This window comes from Bifidobacterium callitrichos DSM 23973 (assembly GCF_000741175.1).
Lineage (GTDB): Bacteria > Actinomycetota > Actinomycetes > Actinomycetales > Bifidobacteriaceae > Bifidobacterium > Bifidobacterium callitrichos.
Genome location: NZ_JGYS01000008.1, coordinates 25,280 through 48,687, shown reverse-complemented (window position 1 = coordinate 48,687; position 23,408 = coordinate 25,280). Strand labels below are relative to the sequence as shown.

Sequence of the window (23,408 nt, the reverse complement as noted above, 5' to 3'; positions counted from 1 at the left end):
GCGCCCCTCGATATTCCGTCCGCTTATTCTACGTAAGCGGCACGATTATAAGGATTTCGCTGCTCGAACCCCATCCGCTCACCCAACATGCGGACGGCGGGGAGACATCCGGGAGACACGCGGAGGGAACGGCGAATGAGTCCTCCTATGCCTCGCGGCGGCCGGCGAGCGCGCGGCCGAGCGTGATCTCGTCGGCGTATTCAAGATCTGAACCGACCGGCAGTCCGCTGGCAAGGCGCGTGACCTTGATGCCGAGCGGGCTGATCAGGCGACTCAGGTACGTGGTGGTCGCCTCGCCTTCAATGTTCGGGTCGAGCGCGAGGATGATCTCCTTGACACTGTCGTCCTTGAGCCGTTCGAGCAGTCCTGCGATGTGCAGATCGCTCGGCCCGACGTTGGCCATCGGGTTGATGGCCCCGCCGAGCACGTGGTACATACCGCGGTATTCACGCGTGCGCTCGATGCTCATCACGTCCTTCGGCTCCTCGACGACGCAGATCAGCGTGTGGTCGCGTCGCGGATCGGAACAGATCGGACACGGGCTGGTCTCGCACACGTTGCCGCATATGTCGCAGAAGCGCACCTTCGCCTTGACTTCGGTGATGGCGTCGGCGAGCGCCGCGGCCTCCTGCTCGTCGGCGCTCAGCAGGTAGAATGCGATGCGCTGTGCGCCTTTCGGCCCGATGCCGGGCAGTTTGTTGAATGCGTCGATGAGCCGTTGGATCGCACCGTCATAGGCCAATGCCATGCCCGTTCCTCCTTGTCACGTGTTCATTCCGTGTCTTCATGTGCGCGCTCGAGTGCCGTTCCGTGCCATTCGCGCCAGCCCCGTCACTCGTCGTCATGCTTGGGTGCCGGATGGACGTTGCGCGGGTTGTGCGGATCGTCGGCGGCGAACTGTTCGACCTTCTTCACTTCGAACATCCGCAGCAGCTCGTTCCGATCCATTGCGGTGGCCTCGCCGAGCGACTGGTCGTCCATCGAGTATTCATCCTCGTCCGCGGAGACCTGCGGTTCTGCAGACGCGGGCGACTGCGACCGGGCGACGTTCCAAGGATCAGCCCCCGCATCAACGGCCGCCCCGCCGCCAACACCTGCGGCGCCAGTGGGCTTCGCCGGTGTTTCACGTGAAACATCCGAGGGCGTATTCCACGGATCGTCCGGTTCGCTGGGCGGAGGCACGTCCTTCCATGGGTCGTCCGGCTCGTTCGGAACCGGCATCTGCGATCCAGAGCCAGTCGCTCCTGTCGGACGCATGGTACGGTTCCACGGATCATCGCCCTGACCATTCTGAGCGGCCGGAACGGCCGGGGTGCCAGCCGAACGTCCGGCCATCCGAGCATTGTTGCCGGTATCGGTTTCAGACTGTCCAGGCATGACCGAACGATCACCGACGCCGTGCCCGGCTCCGACGTTTCCGGGCTTAGGCATGGCTGCGGGCTGCGCCCATGGATCGATGCCGTCACTCAGATCGGGAACCGCCACATGCTTGTGATGGTGTTCGCTCCCATTGGATTCGCCGGCACTGGCACTCGGACCATTGCCGCTGGAACTCTTGTCACCACCGACTCCGGCCGGGGAGCCGATCGGTGATGCAGCAGGCTTCGTCAGCGTCGGATGCGCCCACGGGTCGTCGTCATCCAACGCCGACAGTGCGGCGGACCGAGCTCGGTGAGCTTCATCATCGTCCGACGAGGTGCCGGCCGTATGCGCGCTCTGAGCGGCGTGCTCACGACTCGACTCCTGACCGCCGTTCCCCGACGAAGCAGCAGACTCGGCCGTGGCGGTCAGACTGGCGGCCGCCTTGAGGTTCTCCTGCAGCAGCTGCGCCTTGATGCGCTGCTGCTCACCCATCGGCAGTTTGCTGAAGGCCGGTGTCTTCTGACCGTCGTCGGTGGTGGGGGTCGGGGCGATCTCGGTCTGCTCGCCGAACACCTTGCGCACTTCGGAGCGCAGGATGGACACGACCTTGTTGCTGCCGTCGACCTCTTCGGAGGCCACGGCCAGTGCGAAGGCATACTTGCTGAGGGGCTTGTCGAACTTCAGCCACAGCCTCATCCGGCCGGTCTGCTTGTACGGACGCAGGCTGATGCGCAGCACCTTGTCGCGGGTGACGTATCGGCGTACGTCGTCGGGCAACGACGCGACCAGAGCATCCCACTTCTGATCGGGAGTGCGATTGTCGGGTGCCGCAGGGGCGGCGGCAGCGGCCTGAGGGGTGTTATTGCCGGCTGTCGTCGACGCGGGCCCATTGACGGGCGCCTCGACACTTGAGGTCGAGGCCGAGGCCGAGGTCGCGACGGAAGTCGCAGCATTCACGGAGCCGTCGCCATGCGAGGCCACCGCTGTCGAGATACCGACTTTGCCGGCACCGGCAGCAGCACCGGCAGCAGCCTGTTGATTGCGCGCGGCACCGGCGAACCCACCGACGCCACCGGCGTTTCCGCGAGCGCCCCCGGCGTTACGCGCCGCACCGGCGAAACCACCGGAAGCCCCGGCACCGGGCGCAGCCTGCGCGCCCCCCATGCCGTTGCCCGCGCCGCTGCCGACCGTGGCAGGGGCCGGAGCCGCGAATCCGGTCTCCGCTCCGGCGAGCAGCCTCGCCGCCAGCAGCTCCAGGCGCATGCGCGGCGAGATCGCACCGGTCATCGCACCCAGCGTGTCGTTGATGATGTCGGCCATGGCGGTGAGCGCACCAAGCCCCAGCGCGGCCGCCTGACGATGCAGATCGCCCATCTCCTCGGCCTCGGCGGTGTCGGACAGTACGCTTTCCGCCCGATCCCCCGCCAATGTGAGCACCAGCAGGTCACGCACGCGGGCGAGCAGATCCTCGACGAATCGGCGCGGATCGAAGCCGCCGACCACGACCTTCTGGATGACTGCGTACAGGTCCTTGCCGTTCCTGTCGATCACCGCGTCGATCGCCTCGCCGATGAGCGCCTCGGGCGTGAAGCCGAGCAGCGCCACGGAGGCGTCGTGCGTGATCACGCCGTCGATCGAGCCGACCATCAGCTGATCCAGTACGGACAGCGTGTCTCGCACCGATCCGCCACCGGCGCGCATCGCGAGCCGAAGCACGCCCGGTTCGGGCTTGATGTGCTCCTCATCGCAGATCTTCTCGAGGTACGGCCCCATGATCTCGGCCGGAACGAGCCTGAACGGATAGTGGTGGGTACGCGAGCGGATGGTGCCGATCACCTTGTCGGGTTCGGTGGTGGCGAAGATGAACATCACATGCTCGGGCGGCTCCTCGACGATCTTGAGCAGCGCGTTGAATCCCTGCGGCGTGACCATATGGGCCTCGTCGAGGATGAAGATCTTGTACCGGTCGCGTGCGGGGGCGAATCCTGCGCGTTCACGCAGTTCGCGCGCATCGTCGACGCCGTTGTGCGACGCCGCGTCGATCTCGACCACATCGATCGACCCCGGGCCGCCGGTGGCGAGATCCTTGCAGGACTCGCACTCGCCGCACGGATGCGAGGTCGGTCCCTTCTCGCAGTTCACGCATCGGGCGAGAATACGGGCGGAGCTGGTCTTGCCGCAGCCTCGCGGGCCGGAGAACAGGTACGCGTGAGTGAGCTTGCCCTCGTCCAGCGCCCGCATCAGCGGTACGGTGACCTGATCCTGCCCGATTACTCCCTCGAACGTGTCCGGGCGATAACGTCGATACAGTGCAAGTGCCATATGTTCCAACCTACCTCAAACCGACTACCCATCGATGGCGATGGATGTTGACGAAACGCGCATGACTGCCGTGCGTACCGCCGAAATCACCTACACTGTTGCCATGAGCAGTATTGACACGACGTCAACAGCGACGATGACGGCGACGGGCAAAGGAGACGCCAGGCGCGCGGCGATCGTGCGCGCAGCGAGAGAGATCTGTCTGGAGAAGGGCTTCTCCAGGATCACCGTGAGCGACATCGCCTCGCGGGTGCACATGACCAGATCATTGTTCTACCACTACTTCCCCGATAAGGACGCAGTCGCCGACGCCGTGCTCGACGACGTGGTGGGCGAGATCCTCTCCAAGCTCGAGGCATGGAACGCATCCCGCGAGACCGGCAACATCGACAAGGCGCTCGACGACATGGTGCGGCTGATCCGCGCCCTCATCGCGAACGAGGGGCCGTTCTCGGCCCGCATGATCCATGAGGGCAATGCGGAGCTGTACATCCGGTTCATCGACCGCATCGCCGATCGCATCGCCGATCTGCTGGAACGCACCGTCGTGCGCGATTTCGCGCTCCTGCACGGCATGCCGATCACGAACGTGCACGAGACGTTCTTCACGCTCATCGTCGGGTTGATCTCCCTGATCCGATCGCATGCGAACGTCACCGACGCGACGCTGAAGTCGCTGATCGCGCAGACGCTGCATCTGACCGACTATCTCCGTTCATCGTCGATGGTCACGGCCGGCTGAACCTGGTGACTGTCGAACCGAACCACCAGCCGAATCAGACGAATGCGCCGGTGATCGGATCGCGTCCGTCGCGGCGTATGGCATCCAGCACCGCCTGTTCGCCTCGTACCCGTTCATGCCAGCCGACCACGGCCGGCGGCACCAGTACGCGCAGCGAACGATCGCACGCCCGTACAGCCACCGGCAGTCGGCCGATGTACTCGCCGTCCGCCATCAGCACCGGCGGCTCGTCGCCGGCCGCGGCCCGAGTGATCTCGACGGCGCGCACCCGTTTCCACCCGAAGATGCGGGAGGCGAGCAGTTTGCCGCTGTAGGCCTTGGAGATCGCATCGGCGATCTCCAACGGGCTGGGCATGTGATCGATCCAGATCAGGTCGAGCAGCCCGTCATCGAACCGCGAGAACGGAGACACCTCCAGCCCGCCACCGATGTGCCGCGAATTGGCGACGGTCACCATCGGTGTGATGAGGTCATGCTCCTCGATCGTGCCGTCCGCAAGCGTGGCTCTGATGTGGTATCCGTACCGTTTGAGATGCGCCACCTCGACGAGCACCGCCGCGAAGTATCGCAGCGATCCTCCCGGCAATCGCGAATGGTTGGCCCGGTCGTTGATGCTCGCATCCAATCCGCAGGACAGCATGCCCGCGTAGTACCGGTCGCCGTTGATTCCGCCGTCGGCAAGCTCCTTGCCGGTGGTGGGATCGGCGGCGACGAATCCCGGCAACGCCGTGACCCGGCCCATGTCGACGTCGATATACGATCCGCGTACGATCGCTCCGACGATGCCCTCGACCGCCGTGGGGATCTTGTTGACCGGCAGTGAGAGACCGCGGGCGAAGTCGTTGCCCGATCCGGTCGCCACGATGCCCAACGGCTTGCCGCTGGAACCGACAGCATTCGCACCGAGGGCGATCATGCCGTCACCGCCCACCACGACCAGATGGTCGTAGTCGTTCATGCGACCGCGCACCTTGGCAAGGGAGTCGTCGAAGCTGTTTCCGGTCAGATCGATCACATCGAATCCATGATGTCGGCCGGCTTCGGTCAGCATGTCGAATACCTGTGCTCCGATCCTGGCACCCCTGCCCTTGTCGGATACGGGGTTGCCGACCATGGCGACGGTCGTATGCTTCTGGCTCTCGGTCATACGCAACACGATAACCGGGAAGCCGGCTGACGCGCCAGCAGTCTATTCGCAGACCGTCGGCCCTGCCCGAGCGGACTGGATCATATCGGGCAGGAACGGCATCCCGACGTCCACGCCCACCTGAACCAGCACGTCCTCGCCGGTGTCACCGCCGACGTCGCAGGAGATCAGGTGCGCACCCTGGCCTTCGGCGGCCCTGGCTGCCACCTCGCATGGCACACCGCCGGACCACAGGGCGTTGGCCGCGGAAAGCGCCGACATATCCGCGGCCGTTGCCGCACGGGAACGGCCAACCAGTATCTGGCCGACGCCCACCGCCACGACGATCATGACCGTGGCGATGGTGATCATGATGATGCCGAGTATGGTGCCGGCGCCTTCATCACATGCGGTTGCGGTGGCGGCGAATCGGTCGAATCGCCCTTGGCGGCCGAGGTGCCTGTCGGTTTGCTTGCTCATGTCATTCATGTCAGCACTCCCACCGCTTTGCCCGACGCCAGTGACGGCAATACGCCCATCGGATCGGGAACCACCGGGCAACGCGTGATGACGGTGACGGTCCCGGCTTCGGCGTCGACATCGATGTCGACGTCGACACCCTTCCCGACGACCGCCTGAGCGGCGGCCTCGGAATCCGCATCCCCTCCGGAGGAGACGACGGCGCGGGCGGCGGCGGATGCGGCGTCTTGGCAGGTCATGGACACCACCACTCCGCGGGCGAGCGCAGCCAGCAGAACGATCATCACCATTACGGAAGGCAGTACGCTGGCGAATTCGGCAGTGACCGCGCCGGCGTCGGACCGGGACATCCATGCGGATAACGCGGATAGACGACGAAAACGACTGGGATTGAGACGATCACGGTTACGGATCGGGGGCGTCGGCCCTAAACGGGCCGACGAGAAAAGAGATGGCGATTGGTTCGGCGACTGATGCCGGCCGCCGGCAACGGCGGAGATCGTTGCCGGCGGACGACGTGCGCGACGCTTCACGTACGGTTTCATCGGTGACGTCCGATTGCAATCAGGCTCGACTCACGGGGAATCAAGCGGAGAACGCTCCCGTGGTGATCGCGTTGAAAATAGTGGTGAAGATCTTCTGGACCAAGGCCTTGAATTCCTTGGACTTCAGAATCGTCCAAAGGATACCGCCGAGGCTGACGGCCGCAACGGTGACGGCCGCGTACTCGACGGTCGCCGCGCCCTCTTCGGGCTCGGCGGTCAGGGTGCGAATCCTGGCGTCAAGCATGTAGAGACGAGCCTTGGCGCTGGTCAGCATGTTGTTGATCTTGGTGTTCATCATGACTCCTTCATCATGTCGTTATTGGTTTCCTGGTTTCCCCGTTTCGACCGGCGGCTCCGACGTTGGGGCCCTGTCGAACCGGGTGTGACCACTGTGCCGCCGATCGATCCGACGAACACGGAAAATCCGGGGCATGTGGACGAAACCCCCGGGTTATCCACATCGCCGGCGTGTCATCCACAGCCATTGTGGATGGGGAGCCCCATTGTGGATAGCCGATCGCATCACCGACCGCGATCGATCGCGACACGCCGATCGGATACCCGAAGAGAACACAACAGCACAGTCAAACGTTTTGAATCGCACAGGTCGATCCATTTCTACGTTGTCAGCACGCACATATGACCATTTGCGCAAAGAATCGAACAAGGTGCCGTTGTAGGTTGCGCGAGGGCGACGGCGCGCCTAGATTATGAACTACAAGAACAACTGAACAGAGCAGAGCCCACAAAAAGTAATGGTCAAAGGACTAATACGTTGGACGGGCATTGGAAAGACTTACCGTTGCAACGATGATGTTGTGTTGAGATTCTGCTCGCAGTTGGACTTGTTACGAAAGGGCCCGCTTCGGCGGGCCCTTTCTGTTGCGCGGGGAAGCCGTGAGCCGGAAGCCGGCAGACAGACTGACGGGTACTCACTCGAGGTACTCGAATCCACATCGGAAGCAATGAAGCAATCGCACGGAGACAAGTCGAGGGGTTTCGTCCACATTGGCCGGAATCGGTTGCCCGTGCCGGACATCACCCGGTTCAATCGGCCGCATGATCACATCGACGAAACAACCGAGAACCCCGTCCTTCGACAGACAACGCGGCAACGTTCCTCTCCCCGCCGAGCCGGCACCGATGCCGGGAACCCGCACACCGGTCGCGCCGGCTCCCGCCCCTCCGACACGGCATGCCCCGACACCGCCCTACCCGGCACCGCCAGTGCCGGCTCCGAATGCGCCGCCACCGGCTCCCCCGCCGATGCCTCCGTCAGCACCACCGGCCATGACGCCGAAATCGCCACCTGCCGTCAGAGGACGCGGCAATCTCGTCGCGTTCACTTCCCCGGGCGGCGGCATCGGACTGACCACCCTGATGGCGATGTGCGGGCTGACCGCAAGCAAGCGTGGGATCTCCTGCGCGCTGATGGATGCCGATCTGCGCGGCGGCGGGCTCGGCGTGCTGCTCGGCATCGAACACGAGCCCGGATTGACGCTGCAGGATCTCAACGCCCCGCTGGGGCATATCGAAGGCAATGCGCTCAATCATGAACTGCCTCAGTGGGAGGATATGCGGGTTCTTGCGCACGCGCCCTGGCTCGGCGAGGATCCTGACGAGTGGGAGCTGCAGGCGGCCGTCAAGGCCCTGTGCGAATCGAACGATCTGGTGCTGGTCGACGCGGGACGCGGCGATGCGTTGCGCACCATCCCCGAACTGGCCATGGCTCGTCAGGTCGTCGCCGTCGAACTGTCCGCGCTGGGGATGGCCCGGGCGAGATCGCATCTTGCGCTGCTCTCGCAAGCAAGGAATCGGGCGCTGAATCCGCAATCGGCCTCAGACGGCGATCGCGCAGGCACCGGGATCGCCACCGACGATCCGCCGTTGGTCGTCGGCGTGGAGCCACGCGGCGCGACGAAGCGGTCCGCGTCGTCATCCGTGGCTCTGCGGGAGGCGATCGAACGGTTCGGCGACGAGGCGTTGGGGCCTTTGCGCTGCGATCCCGCCCTGTGCGCGGACATCATGAACGGACTGGGCATCCGCTCGGTGCCGAAATCGGCCAGACAGGTGGTCGGCGAACTGGCCGATCGGATCGTCGCCCCGGCCCCTCAGCCGCGCGCGGCACGTCATCGCGCGCCGAAGACCAAGACGCGTAGATCCCGCTCATGACAGCACAACGTAAGGAGGCGCAACACCCATGACCGATCTGATTTTCGGCCCTCTCGAGGAGATCGTCCGCAATCCGCGCGTGACCGATGTGGCGGTCACCTGCGACGGCAAGGTGTGGGCGGATCAGGGCGAGGGCATGTGCGAATACAGTGCACGCATCCCGTTCCGTTCCCCGCAGGTGGTACGCGACTACGCGGTCCAGCTGTGCGCGCAGCTCGGACGCCGACTCGACGACGCCCAGCCGATCGCCGACGCATCGAGCGAGGAGGGCGTGCGCATCCATGCGGTGATCGCGCCGCTCGTGCCCCAAGGCGCATCCATCTCGATCCGACTGCCCGACCGCATGTTCTCGCCGCTGTCGGCATTAGGCGCCAAAGGGCTGTTTCCCCTCGCCTGGCTGCCGCTGATGCGCGGATTCGTCGCGAACCATGCCACGGTGCTCATCACGGGAGGCACCGGCGCCGGCAAGACCACACTGCTCAAGGCGCTGCTCGGCGAATGCGGACCGACCGAACGGGTCATCACCGTGGAGGAGGTGCGCGAGCTGGGCGCGCTGCCGCTGACCAATCGTGTCTCGCTCGCCACGAGGGAGTCGAACGTGGAGGGGTCGGGCGCGATCGGACTGCCGGATCTCGTCAAGGCGACGCTGCGCATGCGCCCCGATCGCGTGGTGTTGGGCGAATGCCGAGGCGAGGAGATCGCCGATCTGCTGCGCGCCTACAATTCCGGCCATCACGGCGGCATGACCACACTGCACGCGGACAGCGTCGCCCGCGTGCCCTCGCGACTGATCTCGCTGGGACTGCTCGCGGGGCTGGCACCGCAGGCGATGACGATGCTCTCGCACGACGCCTTCGATGTCGTGATCCACGTGGAACGCACCACGAACGGACGGCATATCGCGCAGATCGGCCGGCTCGTCGACCGACACGGCGATCTGGACGGCCAGCCGCTGTGCATATGGGACGGGGTCTCCCCGCCGAAGCTGGATGCCGGATGGGAGGCATTCGTCGAGCGGTGGAGCGTCGCTTCAGATGACAGGAGCGACGGTGGAAGAACCGACGCCTCCACGTCAACGGCCACGGCGGAAGGCCGCCGAACGCATGACACCAACAGCAGCAGGGGCACTGCGGACACCGCGGAACCGACCCCGACCGCCGGCATGATGTCCGTGGCGCTGCCGCCACGGCCAACGCCGCAACGGGCCAGAGCGAGGCATGCGGCACCGGCGAAGTCGTACGAGGATACGCACGAGAACGCCGGGGCAACGGCTGCGACCGTGGCCATGGCACGTCACGAGAGGAAACATGAATGGAAAGGAGCATCGCCATGCCTGCCTCCGCGACCGTCCTCATCGCACTGATGGCGATACTCGGCGTCGGCGCGCTCTTCCTGTGGCATGAGCCGACCGCCGCACCGTACGGCTGGGGCGTCAACGGCATCGCGGCCAGTCCGGACGGCGATGCGGACGGCCCGGCGAAGACCGGCATCGACGCGACGATCGCCGCCATCGTGGCGCGCACGAAGGGCGGCGGCAACGTGGTCGAGGCCTTCGAGGATCAGGGGGGCATACGGTTCGCGACGCCCCAGGTCAGCGCCGCGCGCGCCGCCGCCGTATTGCGGGCTCGCGCCGGCAAACGCGATCCGCAAGAAGACATCGAACGCACCGCACGGCATCTGGCTGCCGCCTGCCGGCTGAGCGAACGGCTCGGATGCGCGGTGTCGCTGTGCCTTGAGGCGGTGGGGATCGACCATCGCCGTGCAAGCAGGGCGTACGACCTGAAACAGCAGGCGTTCGCCGGCCCCAAGGCCACCATCAGGCTGCTGTCGTTCCTGCCGCTGCTCACCATCCTCGCGGGAGAGCTGATGGGCATGCACTCGTTCCGGTTCCTGTTCACCAGCGTGGCGGGATGGGTGTGTCTCGTCATCGGCATGGTCTGGTACGGCGCCGGCATGCTGTGGACGAACCGTATGCTCCGCGCCTTCGGCCGCCGCGAAGGCATCGATGACAATCTGCCGATCGCGTTGGAGATGCTGCGCGCGGCGCTCGGTCAGGGCTCATCGATACCGAGCGCCATGATCGCCGTGGGAACGGTGCTGACCGAGGCGGATACAGCGGACGAGCGAGCGCGCACGAGACGATTCGGCGGTTCCGGGGAATCCGGCCGCAACGGCATGAGCGAATGGAAGCCGTTGGCGCGCAGTCTCGTCGAGGCAGGGCGGGCCCTCACCCGTGGCGCCGGCTGGAAGGAGGCGTGGCTGAGTGCCAACGCCGCCGTACTGACCGAACGAGGAGATACGGACGACGACGAGGAGGATGCCGAGCGCGTCATCGGACTGGCCGCGCTGCATCCGTCCATGATGGTGGTCTGCGAGTGTCTCGGCGAGGCGTGGAATCACGGCGCATCCCCCACCGAACGGCTTGCGCTCGCGGCGCGCGAATACGATCGAGAGGAGCTGTCGGCGATCGAGCAGGAGGCGGCGAAGCTGTCCGTGAAGCTGCTGCTGCCGTCGGCGCTGTGCTTCCTGCCGGCGTTCGTGATGATCGGCATCGTACCGGGGATCGCGTCGATGATGGCGGCGATGGGCGCGTGATCAGGTGACCGGCACGAGCCCGGAACGACGTAGTCAAAACGGGGAAACAATGTGAACTCGCGTTGAACTTTGGCGAGTTCACTCCATGAGAACCGTTCCAACGCCTAGGATGAGAAGTATGGCACAGATATTTGACGCACCATCGAAAGCGATCCTGCGAAGCCAAATCGCAGAGCACATCGCCGAAACCGACAAAAACGACCGGCGCGAAACTCTGGAAGGTGAGGCTCCGCTGCCCACCGACCGCTTTTTCGACCGTGAGCTGAGCTGGCTGAAGTTCAACAAGCGCGTTCTCGAGCTGGCCGAGGATGAGGACATCCCGCTGCTCGAGCGCGCGAGCTTCGCGGCTATCTTCGCCAACAACCTCGACGAGTTCTTCATGGTCCGCGTGGCCGGCCTGAAGCGCCGCATCGACTCCGGCATCGCCGTGCCGTCCGCGGCTGGTCTGAGCCCGCGCCAACTGCTGCGCGCGATCGGCGAGCAGGCGCACGCGCTGCAGAACGAGCACGCCCACTACGTGATCGACCACATCTTCCCGGCGCTGGCCGAGCAGCGTATCGTGCTGCTGAGCTGGGACAAGCTCACCACCGCCGAGCAGGAGCGCCTGTCGCGCTACTACCGTCAGCAGGTCTTCCCGGTTCTGACGCCGCTCGCCGTGGACCCGGCCCACCCGTTCCCGTACATCTCCGGCGGCTCCATCAACCTCGCCGTGATCGTCGAGAACCCGGCCTCCGGCAAGTCGCACTTCGCCCGTGTGAAGATCCCGGGCAACCTGAACCGTCTGGTTCCGGTCGACGACATGACCGATGAGGAGTCCAAGGAGGAGCGTTACGGCTTCATCACGATGGAGAACCTCATCATCGCCCACCTGGAATCCCTGTTCCCGGGCATGATCATCAAGGAGGCCCGCTCCTTCCGCGTCACGCGTAACGAGGACATCGACGTCGAAGAGGATGACGCCGAGAACCTGCTCAACGCGATGGAGAAGGAACTGCTGCGTCGTCGCTTCGGACCGCCGATCCGCCTGGAGATCTCCGACCAGACCAGCCCGTTCCTCTCCCAGCTGCTCGCCGACCAGCTCGGCGTCAGCCCGGACGAGGTCTACCGTCTGCCGGCCCCGCTGGACATGACCGTGCTCTTCGAGCTCGGCGGCATCGACCGTCCGGACCTGAAGAACCGCCCGTTCATTCCGACGACGAACCGTCAGATCGCCGAGGTCGAGTCGAGCCGTGCGCAGGACATCTTCGCCGCCATCCGCGAGCGCGACATCCTGCTGCACCATCCCTACGACTCCTTCTCCACCTCCGTGCAGGCGTTCCTGGCGCAGGCCGCCGCCGATCCGAAGGTGCTGGCCATCAAGCAGACGCTGTACCGCACCAGCTCCAACTCGCCGATCATCGACGCGCTGATCGACGCGGCTCACGCCGGCAAGCAGGTGCTGGCGCTGGTCGAGATCAAGGCTCGTTTCGACGAGGACGCCAACATCGCGTGGGCCCGCAAGCTCGAACGCGCCGGCGTGCACGTCGTCTACGGCATCGTGGGCCTCAAGACCCACTGCAAGCTCATCGAAGTGGTGCGCCAGGAGGCCGACGGCCTTCGCCGCTACTGCCACGTGGGCACCGGTAACTACAACCCGAAGACCGCCCGCATCTACACCGATCTCGGCCTGCTGACCTGCGACCCGGTGGTCGGACAGGATCTCACCCGCCTGTTCAACCAGCTGTCCGGCTACGCGCCGAAGTCAAGCTTCCACCGTCTGCTCGTCGCGCCGCGCACCATCCGCTCCGGCCTCATCCAGCGCATCCGCCGTGAGGAGGACGCCGCCCGCGCCGGCAAGGAGGCCTGGATCAAGATCAAGGTCAACTCCGTGGTGGACGAGAAGACGATCGACGCCCTGTACCGCGCCTCGCAGGCCGGTGTGAAGATCGACATCGTCGAGCGCGGCATCTGCTCGCTCAAGCCGGGCGTTCCGGGCCTGTCCGAGAACATCCGAGTGCGTTCGATCCTCGGCCGCTTCCTGGAGCACAGCCGCATCTACGCGTTCTGCAACTCCGACGGCCCGCAGATCGGCGAAGGCCCGATGTCCGGCCCGGAGGTGTGGATCGGTTCGGCCGATCTGATGCACCGCAACCTCGATCGTCGAGTCGAGGCACTCGTGCGCATCACCGCCCCGGAGCAGATCCAGTCCCTGCTTGACTACATCGACCTGCAGATGGCCGACTCCACCTCCAGCTGGCACATGCTGCCGGACGGCTCCTACGAGCGTCATTCGAAGGACGAGGAGGGTCGCCCGCTGGTCGACTGCCAGGAGTACCTGATCCGCAAGCACACGCGTCGTCGCGGCGCGCACAGCTGAACACCTGGCCGGAGCCGGTTACGTGACTGGTTCCGGTCGGCGTGCGGACGGATAGCCACCGCCTTACGGCGTATAATCGTCCGCAGCACAACACGATAACTGCATGTCGTTTGAAGGCCGGCCCAGCAATGGACCGGCCTTCGTGTATTCGGACGCGAAACTACGTAGAGCGCACACATGCGGCACGTATCATTGAAGGGTGGGTAGCAGAGTGAGAAAGATCGTCGAGGCCGCCGGAGGCATCCTGTACCGACGACGTCAACCGCAGGAAGACACCGTGCACGGGATTGGAATCGATGCAGTCGCCACGGCCGGCCCGCTCGATGACGGCATCGTGGCGGGTACCACCCCAGATCCCCCCGCCCGCGACGTTGCGGATACCAATACGGAGGGCACATCCGACATGAACGGCGGCGTCGCACCGCATCGCACGCCACTGTTCAACGACATTGAACTGTGTCTCGTGCATCGCCCGAAATACGATGACTGGAGCTGGCCGAAGGGCAAGCTGGATCCGAACGAATCGCATCGCCACGCAGCCGTGCGCGAAATCGGCGAGGAGACGGGTCTGCCGGTGGCATTGGGGCCATATCTGGGCGAAATCGAATACCCGCAGTCCGAGGAGGGCAGCAAACTGCGCCACACCAAGGATCGCACCGTGGATACGAAGCACATCCTGTTCTGGATGGCGACGCAGATCTCACCGATCGAAAGCCTCAAACGCACCGGCGCGTTGGGACCGGTGCATCGCGCCGACAAGGACGAGATCGACGAGGTCATCTGGCTCACGCCGGATCAGGCGCGCAAGAAGCTCAGCCACTCGACCGACAAGGAGATCCTCGCCCTGTTCATCGATCGTCTCGAGGAGGGCGCGGCCGACGCGGTGCCGTTCCTCATCGTGCGTCACGGCAAGGCGGAGGCGCGCAAATCGTGGCGCGGCACCGACGCCAATCGTCCGATCACGCCTCTGGGAGCGGCGGCCGCGTTCGCATTGAGCTACGAACTGGCCTGCTTCAACCCGATCCGACTGTCCACCTCGCCGTGGATCCGCTGTCAGGAGACCATCGAGATGTTCGCGTGGCAGACGCACCGTGACATGGTCAACCTGCCCCCGCTCACCGAGGACGCATTCGCACGCGATCCGGAGGGGGCATGGGAGTGCATGCTCAGCGAGATCCAGTACGCGCTCGACCACAAGCTGCCCACGGCCGTATGCATGCACCGGCCGGTCATCGGTGGTATATTCGAGCATCTGCGCACCTTGTGCGTCTCGCCGCTGCTCGCCAAGCGCCTGATCGCCAAGTCGCCCTACATGCCCACAGGCAACGCGATGGCGCTGTTCATCACGCCCACGCCCGACGGTCCACGCATCATCGACATTCAGAAGGTCACACCGCTTGTCTACTAGCTACTCCCTCACCGACGGTTTCACCAACTCCGGGTCCGGGTCGGTCCGCTCCTCCCACTCGGGATTCGTGCCGACCCCGGGACGCGGCACGCGCCCGTCCCGCCCGGGTCAGCTCGCCCCTGCGCTGCTCGATCAGATGGCCGGCGGCTCCGATCCCGGCATGGTCAACGAGATCGCGCACTCCTCCGCCGCGTCGCTGCTCGACCGCGTGCGCCACAGCGAGGATCCGAGCGTGGTCGCCCGCGTGCTGACCGTCGTCGAACGCGACGGCGTGGACGACATCGCGGAACTGTGGAGCTCGTCGCCGTCCGACTCGTTGCCGGGCGTGCTGTGGCGACTGTACATGCTGCGCACGTGGATGCGTTCGCGGCGCGACGACATCGCACGCCTGTGGCGCGTCGGCGAGCCGGTCGCGACCAGCGCGTCGGCCATCGCGGGCGTCGATCAGGCACCGACCGAGGACGACATCGCGCGTCTCGCCGACTCGATCCTCTCCGGCGCGTTCACCGGCGATTTCGCGGTGGCGATGGAGCGCGCGGCGGCGTTCACCGATGTGGTGGCGCTCGGATTGCGCGTGGAGGCGGGAAAGCTGAATGCTGCCGCCGCGCATCGGGAGGACGCCGCGGATGCCAAGACGATTCGCACCAAGGCGGCGCAGATGCTGCACAACGGGGCGAATCTCATGGCGACCGCCAAGGACTTCCACCACGCGGCGAACCTGTGGAGGCGCGGCAAGCTCGAGTGAGCGGGAAGTAAACGGGGAACCGGAATTTATGGATTCGCCGGGCCGGCGTGGCACGGGTTTTCGCACAGGTATACTGTTAGGCGCGTCGGGCCGTGCTTAAGCCCCGGGCTCCATTTTTTGCCGCTGCGAGCGGCCTTTGCGCCGACAGGCGCTTTCACGGTTCGGCGCTTCACTCTTTGCTGATCGTTGTTCTCTGGTCACTGGCCACTCCTGATGCGCCGACGCGGGCGGGCTCCTATGCCCCCGATAACGAGGTAGTCTAGGAACCATGGAACTGCATGTTTTGAATCACCCGCTCGTCGAGCACAAGCTGACCGTGCTCCGAGACAAGAACACCCCGTCCTCCACCTTCCGCGAGCTCGTCTCCGAGCTGGTCATGCTCGAAGCGTATGAGGCGACCCGCGACCTGTCCGTCGTGGCCACGCCGATCGAGACCCCGGTCGCGCCGATGACCGGCAAGAAGCTCGCCGAGCCGCGTCCGATCATCGTGCCGGTGCTGCGCGCCGGACTCGGCATGCTCGACGGCATGACCCGTCTCCTGCCCACCGCCGAAGTCGGATTCCTCGGCATGAAGCGCGACGAGGAGCACCCCACCCAGCAGATCACCTACGCGAACCGCCTGCCCGACGACCTCTCCGGCCGCCAGTGCTTCCTCATCGACCCGATGCTCGCCACCGGCGGCACGCTCGTCGCCGCCACGCACTATCTGGCCGAGCGCGGCGCGAAGGACGTCACCGCGATCAACATCATCGCCGCTCCCGAAGGCATCAAGTACGTCGAGGAGCACATCGACCCGTCCATCGACTTCAAGGTCGTGGTGTGCGCGGTCGACGAGAAGCTCAACGACAAGTGCTACATCGTGCCGGGGCTTGGCGACGCCGGCGACCGCCTCTACGGAGTGATCGACTGACACTCTCGTACCAACATCCGTACGTTCCCGGTGGCTATCGGGGACCAAGCCTCGTTGTTCGTACACTGCGCGCCGGTCAGTGTACGAACAACGAGGCCATCGCCGATCAATCCCCCGTTTTCGTATGCTGAAGTCAGGTCAGCGTACGAAAGCGGGGGATGTTGCTGATCAAGCCCCAACCGCCGGACGCTGACTGCATCTCATCGTACGATTTGCGGGGCTAGGGGGCTGATCGCCACCATGAACGTACGGACCGAATCAGGTCGAATCGAAAATGAGGACCACATGCAGATCGACATCATCGCGCCGGGGCGCGTGAAGGAACGCTACCTGCGCGACGCCATCGACGAGTACTCGAAACGTCTGTCGCGCTATTGCAGACTGAACATCATCGAGGTCGCGGACGAGAAGACGCCGGAGCACGCCTCCGAAGGCGTCGAACGGCAGATCAAGGAGAAGGAGGGCGAGCGCATCGCGAAGCATCTGCGCGACAATGCGTTCGTCATCGCCCTGGCGATCGACGGCAAGCAGCTGTCCAGCGAGGAGCTGGCGGCGAGGATCTCGGATTGGGGTCTGCACGGCGTGAGCCACATCCAGCTCGTCATCGGCGGATCGATCGGGCTGGATGATGCGATCCTGCGCCGCGCGGACTTCCGATTGAGCTTCTCGAAGATGACGTTCCCGCATCAGCTCATGCGCGTGATTCTGCTCGAGCAGATCTACCGCGCCTACAAGATCAACGCCGGGGAGCCCTACCACAAGTAAGACCAGTAGAACTGGCGGGTGGGACTCCCCGGCGTTTCGCCGATTCCGGCGTCAGTCGGCCATGCCCCGGCGAATCAGCGGATGTCGTCGGGGACGAACGCCTCGAAGATGTGGTGATCGAAGAACTGGTCGCAGTCGGCGAGTTCGGCGCTGGAGCGCACCGTCCACGACACTGTGATCGCGCCCATCGCACGGGCGAGACGCACCTGCGGCGAGGAACCGCCCGTCCAGTCGTAGGCGATGAAGTCAGGGCGGGACAGCCAGTCGAAGGCCAGCAGACCGGCAGCCCATTCGACCGGACCGTTCTTGCCAAGCTTGGCGGGCCAGCTCAGCTGTCCGCGGCAAACGTCCGGGTGATGCTCCTTGTACCAGTTGACGGCACCCGGGTGGAAGGATTCGATCACATACGGGCCGCTGTACGCCTCGAGCAGGGCGTGGCCCTTCTCCATCAGCTCCACCTCGCGCTCGCCCCACGCCTGATTGTTGGAGAACTTGTACTCGACGATGAGCGGCGCACGGCCGGCAACGACCTTGAGCACGTCGGAGAACAGCGGCACATGCTGGTAGTAGCCCGTGGGCGCGGTGGGCGGCGTGACCACCAACGGCACCTTCTCCTCGGCGCCCGGCAGCGGGGCGGCCTTGAGATCGCCCGGCTTGGAGCCGTTGGCCGCGGGGAACAGCGGGATGCGCGTGAGCTCGTCATAGGTGAGATCCTCGATGCGGCGCGGATCGCCGGCAACACGCAGCAGGTCGGCATCGTGGACGACGACGACCTGTCCATCAAGGGTCAGCTGCAGGTCGAGTTCGATGCCATAGCCGGCCTCGCAGGCGGCGGCGAATGCGGCGAGCGAGTTCTCCGGGGCGAGCGGACCGGTCACATCGGGCGTGCCGTAGCCGGCCTTCAGCGCCATGCGCCGGGCGAGCGCCACATAGTCGGCGTTCTCGGCGATGGACGCATCGGCCGTGTCCGCCTGGGCGCTGACCGGGTTATCGCCGCCGTAATCGGGAATGTCGGTGACGCCGACCAGACCCGATCCGGCGTCGTGCAGGCCGCGATGCGCATACCAGACGTCGGGGATGACGGGCACGAAGTTACGACGCTTGTCGTTGAACGAACGCGGGGCGAGCGCCCATGCTGCCGCGCCGGCGAGCGCTGCGCCGCCGATCAGTGCGTTCCTGAGGAATTTCGACATGACGGTCCTTGATCCTTCCGTGACGCGGGGTCGCGGTCAGTCGCCGGCCCCGCAATGTTGGTTATCAGATTACCGCCGAGGGCCTATACGGGGAAACAGGGTCTTACGAACGGCAGGTGAATTCGCGCGTATTACGCTAGAGGACATGACAGGACGATTCGCGCCGACTCCCTCCGGGCGCATGCATATCGGGAACATCACCGCGATGCTCGCGGCGTGGCTGGATGCCCGCGCCGGCGGCATCCGGAACGGAGCCGACGGTACCAACGGGAATGGCCGCATGCTGCTGCGCATCGAGGACATCGACACCCCCCGAGTGCTGCCGGACGCGGACCGATGGATCATGGATGATCTCACCTGGCTCGGGCTTGATTGGGACGATGAACCCGTGTATCAGTCGCGACGGCTCGACATATATGAGGAGGCGCTTGATGCACTGCGGGATTTTCGACCAGCGCTGATCTATCCGTGTTTCTGTTCGCGCGCGGACATTCGCGCCGCCTCCGCGCCGCAGGAGGGTGATGGCTTCCAGATCTACCCGGGCACCTGCCGGCGGCTGATGCGCGATCACCCCGAGACCGTTGCGGCGAGGCTCGCGCATGGGGATCGGCATTCCCTGCGCATTGCGATGCCGGAGGCGGATCGTGGTGCTGCCAATAGCACCGTCAGCTTTGTGGATGAGGTTTTCGGGCCGCAGACCTATGATCTCGTGCGAGAGATCGGCGATTCGGTGATTCGCCGGTCCGATGGGCTGTTCGCCTATCAGTTCGTCGTCACCGTCGACGATCTGCTGATGGGCGTCGACTCCATCGTGCGCGGGCGCGACCTGCTGCGGTCCACTGCGTTGCAGATCTATATTCGCGAGTGTCTGGCCAAGGCACCGGCGCATATGCGCTACACGCATATCCCGCTGATCGACAACGCCGCCGGACGCCGTCTCGCCAAGCGCGAGCGGTCGCTGGATATGGGGGCGCTGCGCGCCCGCGGGGTCGGAGCCGAGGAGGTCATCGGCTGCTGTGCGTGGCTGCTGCGGCTTATCGACCGGCCGGAGCCGTGCGCGGCGGCCGATCTGCTGCCGCTGTTCGCCGAGCACGAGTGGAGCGCGCTGCGGGCGGATCCGGCCGATCGGGCGCTCAAACCGGATGATCCGGCGATGCCTCAGTGGCTGGCTGAGGCGCTGGAGGCGTAAAGACTACCCCTCAGACCCGCTTCGCGGGCCAGCTCCCCTGACAAGGGGAGCCGACATAGGAGAACGACAAAAGCCCGGTGCGCGGGAATGCGCATCGGGCTTTGCGAGTGACGATCATGGGTTAGGTTCAGGGCAGCGCGGTTGCTGCACACTGATCCATGATCGCCACGAATCGTGATACCGCGTGAGATGGACTATCTCACTCGTCGGTCTTGACGTCTTCGACGTTGACGTCGGGGTCGTCGGACGGCGCGCCGTGGTCACCGGCAAGCGGATCCTCCGGCATGTCGGTGAGTTCCAGATGCTCTCCGCCGGTCTGGTCGACGAGCACGGTGTCGCCGTCGTGGACCTTGCCGGCCAGCAGCATGCGGGCCAGCTGATCGCCGACCTCGGTCTGGACCAGACGACGCAGCGGACGCGCACCGTAGGCCGGATCGTAGCCCATGTTGGCGAGCCATTCGCGTGCGGCGCTAGTCACGTCGAGCGTAATGCGGCGATCGGTGAGGCGCTGGGCGACCGAGTGGACCTGAATGTCGACGATGCCGCCGAGCTCCTCGCGGGTGAGCGGGTGGAACATCACGATGTCGTCGAGACGGTTCAGGAACTCCGGCTTGAAGTTCATGTGCACGGCGTTCATCACGGCGTTCTTCTTGGCGTCGGCGTCCATATCCTCATTGACGAGGAACTGGGAGCCGAGGTTGGAGGTCATGATGAGGATCGTGTTCTTGAAGTCCACGGTCCTGCCCTGGCCGTCGGTCAGACGTCCGTCGTCGAGCACCTGCAGCAGCACGTCGAAGATCTCCGGGTTCGCCTTCTCGACCTCGTCGAACAGGACGACGGAGTACGGGCGACGACGCACGGCCTCGGTGAGCTGGCCGCCCTGCTCGTAGCCGACGTAGCCGGGGGCCGCGCCGATCAGGCGGGACACGGAGGCCTTCTCCATGTACTCGGACATGTCGATGCGCACCATCGCCTTCTCGTCGTCGAACAGGAAGTCGGCGAGCGCCTTCGCGAGTTCGGTCTTGCCCACGCCGGTGGGGCCGAGGAACAGGAACGAGCCAGTCGGGCGGTTCGGGTCGGAGATGCCGGCACGCGAGCGGCGCACGGCGTCGGACACGGCGACGATGGCCTCCTTCTGGCCGATCACGCGCTTGCCGAGGTAGTCCTCCATGTGCAGGAGCTTCTCGTTCTCGCCCTGCATCAGGCGGCCGACGGGGATGCCGGTCCAGTCGGAGACGATCTCGGCGACGGAATCGGCGTCGACGTGATCCGGGACCATCGGCTCGGGCTTGTTGCCGTCCTCGTTGGACTCGGCGTCGGCCTTCTCGGCGGCGGCGAGCTGCTTCTGGATGGCCGGCATCTCGCCGTACAGGATGCGGCTGGCCTCGGCGAGGTTGCCCTCGCGGGTGAACTTGTCGGCCTGCACGCGCAGCGCGTCGAGCTTGGCGCGCAGATCGCCGACCTTGTTGTGGCCGGCCTTCTCCGCATCCCAGCGGGCCTTCAATCCCGAGAGCTTCTCGCGGGCGTCGGCCATTTCGGCCTGCAGCTTCTCCAAGCGCTCCTTGGAGGCCGAGTCCTCGGCCTTCTTGAGCTGCATCTCCTCCATCTCGTAGCGCGTGACCTTGCGCTGGAGCTCATCGATCTCCTCCGGGGAGGAATCGAGCTCCATACGCAGGTGCGCGGCGGCCTCGTCGACCAGATCGATGGCCTTGTCCGGCAGCTGGCGGCCGGAGATGTACCGGTTGGACAGGGTCGCGGCGGCGACGAGCGCGTCATCGCCGATCGTGACCTTGTGGTGCGCCTCGTAGCGCTGCTTCAAACCACGCAGAATCGCGATGGTGTCCTCCACGCTCGGCTCGCCGACGAACACCTGCTGGAAACGACGCTCCAGCGCCGGATCCTTCTCGATGTTCTCGCGGTACTCGTCCAGCGTGGTCGCGCCGATCAGACGCAGTTCGCCACGGGCGAGCATGGGCTTCAACATGTTGCCGGCGTCCATCGAGCCTTCGGCCGCACCGGCGCCGACGATCGTGTGGATCTCATCGATGAACGTGATGATCTGGCCGTTCGCGCTCTTGATCTCGTTGAGGACGCTCTTCAGGCGTTCCTCGAACTCGCCACGGTACTTCGAGCCGGCCACCATCGAACCCAAGTCAAGGCTGATGAGCTTCTTGCCCTGCAGCGTGGTCGGCACGTCGCCGGCGACGATACGCTGGGCGAGGCCTTCGACGACGGCGGTCTTGCCGACGCCCGGCTCGCCGATCAGCACCGGGTTGTTCTTGGTACGACGGGAGAGAATCTGGATGACGCGGCGGATCTCCTGATCGCGGCCGATCACCGGGTCGAGCTTGCCTTCCTTCGCGGCGGCGGTCAGATCGGTGGAGTACTTCTCCAGCGCCTTGTAGCTGCCCTCCGCGTCCGGGCTGGTGACCTTCGCACCGCCACGCACGCTCGGCACGGCCTTGCGCAGTGCCTCCGGGGTGACTCCGTACTTCTTGAGGATGTCGGCCGACTGGTTCGGCGCGCTTGCGGCGATACCGATGAGCAGATGCTCGGTGGAGACGTATTCGTCTCCCATCTGCTGCATCTCCTTCTCGGCCTGCGCGAGCGCGGCGGTCAGCTGACGGCTGGCCTGTGGCTGCGAGGTGGTCGAGCCACTGGCGCTCGGCAGGGCGACCAGCGCGTTGCGCACGGCCGCACCGATGGCCTGCGGATCGCCGCCGGCCGCCTGGATGAGGCCGCGCACGACTCCCTGTTCCTGGCGCAGCAGCGCATCGATGACGTGCAGGGTCTCGACCTGCGCGTTGCCCGCGGCGGACGCACTCTGGATGGCGTCGCCGATGGCCTCCTGGGCCATGGTGGTGAACTTCTGTTCCATAATGAATGTCCTCCAAGTCTGTCATTCGCCTTGGGCGGGCCGGCCGATCCGTCGATCCGTTTCGTTCGACGTATCGGCCGGCCAGTCCAAGGCATTGCTGTCATGTTCTGACAGGCTCAACAGACCTGGAAGCCATTCTATTCCCAAAACTTGAGCTTCATCGACTCAAGTTTTTGATTCCGAGATGGGCGGGAGGCAAGCGCTTTCTGCCTCATTTACTGCATCGCCGGTTTTCTACATCATTTTGGTAGCATATGAGGCAGAAAACGATTGATGAGGCAGCAAAGACAGCACCCGGCCAAGACTCCACGCAGGGCGCCTGACTACCGTTGCAACAATCGCACCATTCGCCCCGCCGTCTGACCTACGTCGGCTCGCGTTCGTCCTCTTAGTGGCTTCTATTGGCAGGCGCTGATTGTCACAACGCGCCCGCAGCGGTCTTTTCGTTATGTTGTGACGAGAATCCTTGTCACAACGTGACGAAACCGAGCGGAATCGCACGTTGTGACAGGAACCAGCCGCAATAGGCAGTGAGCGGTCATGAGTCGGTAATGCAAAAGGGCAGAATTCCGCCATTCCTCTCGCCCTGAATCGAGCGCTTGACCGGGAAGAACGGACGA

17 protein-coding genes and 1 pseudogene are annotated in these 23,408 nt (G+C 65.0%); 10 read left to right on the top strand and 8 right to left on the bottom strand.

The features are described 5' to 3' along the window. Nucleotides 1–145: 145 nt before the first annotated feature. Entirely contained in the window at nt 146–748 is a 603-nt protein-coding gene (gene recR / locus BCAL_RS06110) for a recombination mediator RecR (RefSeq protein ID WP_043165625.1), read from the bottom strand. An 83-nt stretch (nt 749–831) separates the two neighbouring features. Continuing rightward, a complete protein-coding gene (gene dnaX / locus BCAL_RS06105) occupies nt 832–3,684 on the bottom strand; it encodes a DNA polymerase III subunit gamma/tau (RefSeq protein WP_043165627.1) in 2,853 nt (950 codons plus the stop codon). Between the two features lie 103 nt (nt 3,685–3,787). On the opposite strand from dnaX, the gene BCAL_RS06100 reads away from it, so the two are divergent. Beyond that, entirely contained in the window at nt 3,788–4,426 is a 639-nt protein-coding gene (locus BCAL_RS06100; RefSeq protein WP_052119129.1) for a TetR/AcrR family transcriptional regulator, read from the top strand. Nucleotides 4,427–4,460: 34 nt separating this feature from the next. Here BCAL_RS06100 and BCAL_RS06095 read toward each other — a convergent pair whose 3' ends face one another. The 4 genes from BCAL_RS06095 to BCAL_RS06080 all read right to left on the bottom strand — a co-directional run bounded on the left by BCAL_RS06095 (nt 4,461) and on the right by BCAL_RS06080 (nt 6,875). Continuing rightward, nucleotides 4,461–5,573: a diacylglycerol/lipid kinase family protein gene (locus BCAL_RS06095; RefSeq protein WP_043165628.1), complete on the bottom strand. Its 1,113-nt coding sequence runs from the start codon at nt 5,571–5,573 to the stop codon at nt 4,461–4,463. A gap of 42 nt (nt 5,574–5,615) precedes the next feature. Beyond that, nucleotides 5,616–6,032, bottom strand: a complete 417-nt coding sequence (locus BCAL_RS06090) for an Rv3654c family TadE-like protein (protein WP_160268285.1) — start codon at nt 6,030–6,032, stop codon at nt 5,616–5,618. A gap of 5 nt (nt 6,033–6,037) precedes the next feature. Next, nucleotides 6,038–6,382 (bottom strand): TadE family type IV pilus minor pilin, encoded by a 345-nt coding sequence (locus BCAL_RS06085; RefSeq protein ID WP_043165630.1) that lies wholly within the window; start codon nt 6,380–6,382, stop codon nt 6,038–6,040. Between the two features lie 235 nt (nt 6,383–6,617). Then, on the bottom strand, nt 6,618–6,875 hold the full coding sequence (locus BCAL_RS06080; protein WP_052401196.1) for a DUF4244 domain-containing protein: 258 nt from the start codon (nt 6,873–6,875) through the stop codon (nt 6,618–6,620). 992 nt (nt 6,876–7,867) lie between these two features. On the opposite strand from BCAL_RS06080, the gene BCAL_RS06075 reads away from it, so the two are divergent. The 8 genes and pseudogenes from BCAL_RS06075 (at nt 7,868) to rlmH (ending at nt 17,528) form a co-directional block, all read left to right on the top strand. Then, nucleotides 7,868–8,749, top strand: coding sequence for a CpaE-like family protein (locus BCAL_RS06075; RefSeq protein WP_052119112.1), 882 nt, complete (start codon nt 7,868–7,870; stop codon nt 8,747–8,749). A 28-nt stretch (nt 8,750–8,777) separates the two neighbouring features. Beyond that, a pseudogene (locus tag BCAL_RS06070) lies at nt 8,778–9,776 on the top strand (CpaF family protein); the annotation flags it as partial. Nucleotides 9,777–10,078: 302 nt separating this feature from the next. Next, nucleotides 10,079–11,344, top strand: a complete 1,266-nt coding sequence (locus BCAL_RS12200; protein WP_052119113.1) for a hypothetical protein — start codon at nt 10,079–10,081, stop codon at nt 11,342–11,344. A 118-nt stretch (nt 11,345–11,462) separates the two neighbouring features. Further along, nucleotides 11,463–13,700 (top strand): RNA degradosome polyphosphate kinase, encoded by a 2,238-nt coding sequence (locus BCAL_RS06060; protein ID WP_043165632.1) that lies wholly within the window; start codon nt 11,463–11,465, stop codon nt 13,698–13,700. A gap of 403 nt (nt 13,701–14,103) precedes the next feature. Then, nucleotides 14,104–15,108 carry an NUDIX hydrolase gene (locus BCAL_RS06055; RefSeq protein ID WP_081887313.1) on the top strand — a complete coding sequence of 335 codons (1,005 nt, stop codon included), beginning with the start codon at nt 14,104–14,106 and terminating at the stop codon, nt 15,106–15,108. A 136-nt stretch (nt 15,109–15,244) separates the two neighbouring features. Beyond that, on the top strand, nt 15,245–15,853 hold the full coding sequence (locus tag BCAL_RS06050; protein ID WP_043165717.1) for a hypothetical protein: 609 nt from the start codon (nt 15,245–15,247) through the stop codon (nt 15,851–15,853). Nucleotides 15,854–16,121: 268 nt separating this feature from the next. After that, nucleotides 16,122–16,763, top strand: a complete 642-nt coding sequence (upp, locus tag BCAL_RS06045; RefSeq protein ID WP_043165636.1) for a uracil phosphoribosyltransferase — start codon at nt 16,122–16,124, stop codon at nt 16,761–16,763. A gap of 285 nt (nt 16,764–17,048) precedes the next feature. Then, a complete protein-coding gene (rlmH, locus tag BCAL_RS06040) occupies nt 17,049–17,528 on the top strand; it encodes a 23S rRNA (pseudouridine(1915)-N(3))-methyltransferase RlmH (protein ID WP_043165638.1) in 480 nt (159 codons plus the stop codon). Nucleotides 17,529–17,602: 74 nt separating this feature from the next. Here rlmH and BCAL_RS06035 read toward each other — a convergent pair whose 3' ends face one another. Next, nucleotides 17,603–18,721: a glycerophosphodiester phosphodiesterase family protein gene (locus BCAL_RS06035; RefSeq protein ID WP_043165640.1), complete on the bottom strand. Its 1,119-nt coding sequence runs from the start codon at nt 18,719–18,721 to the stop codon at nt 17,603–17,605. A 145-nt stretch (nt 18,722–18,866) separates the two neighbouring features. Here BCAL_RS06035 and BCAL_RS06030 point away from each other — a divergent pair, with 145 nt between their 5' ends. Next, the gene (locus BCAL_RS06030; RefSeq protein ID WP_043165641.1) at nt 18,867–19,910 is read left to right on the top strand and encodes a glutamyl-Q tRNA(Asp) synthetase; all 1,044 of its coding nucleotides are present in this window, start codon (nt 18,867–18,869) and stop codon (nt 19,908–19,910) included. A gap of 199 nt (nt 19,911–20,109) precedes the next feature. Here the strand turns inward: BCAL_RS06030 and clpB are convergent, their stop codons facing one another. Beyond that, nucleotides 20,110–22,788 (bottom strand): ATP-dependent chaperone ClpB, encoded by a 2,679-nt coding sequence (gene clpB, locus BCAL_RS06025; protein ID WP_043165644.1) that lies wholly within the window; start codon nt 22,786–22,788, stop codon nt 20,110–20,112. Nucleotides 22,789–23,408: the final 620 nt, after the last annotated feature.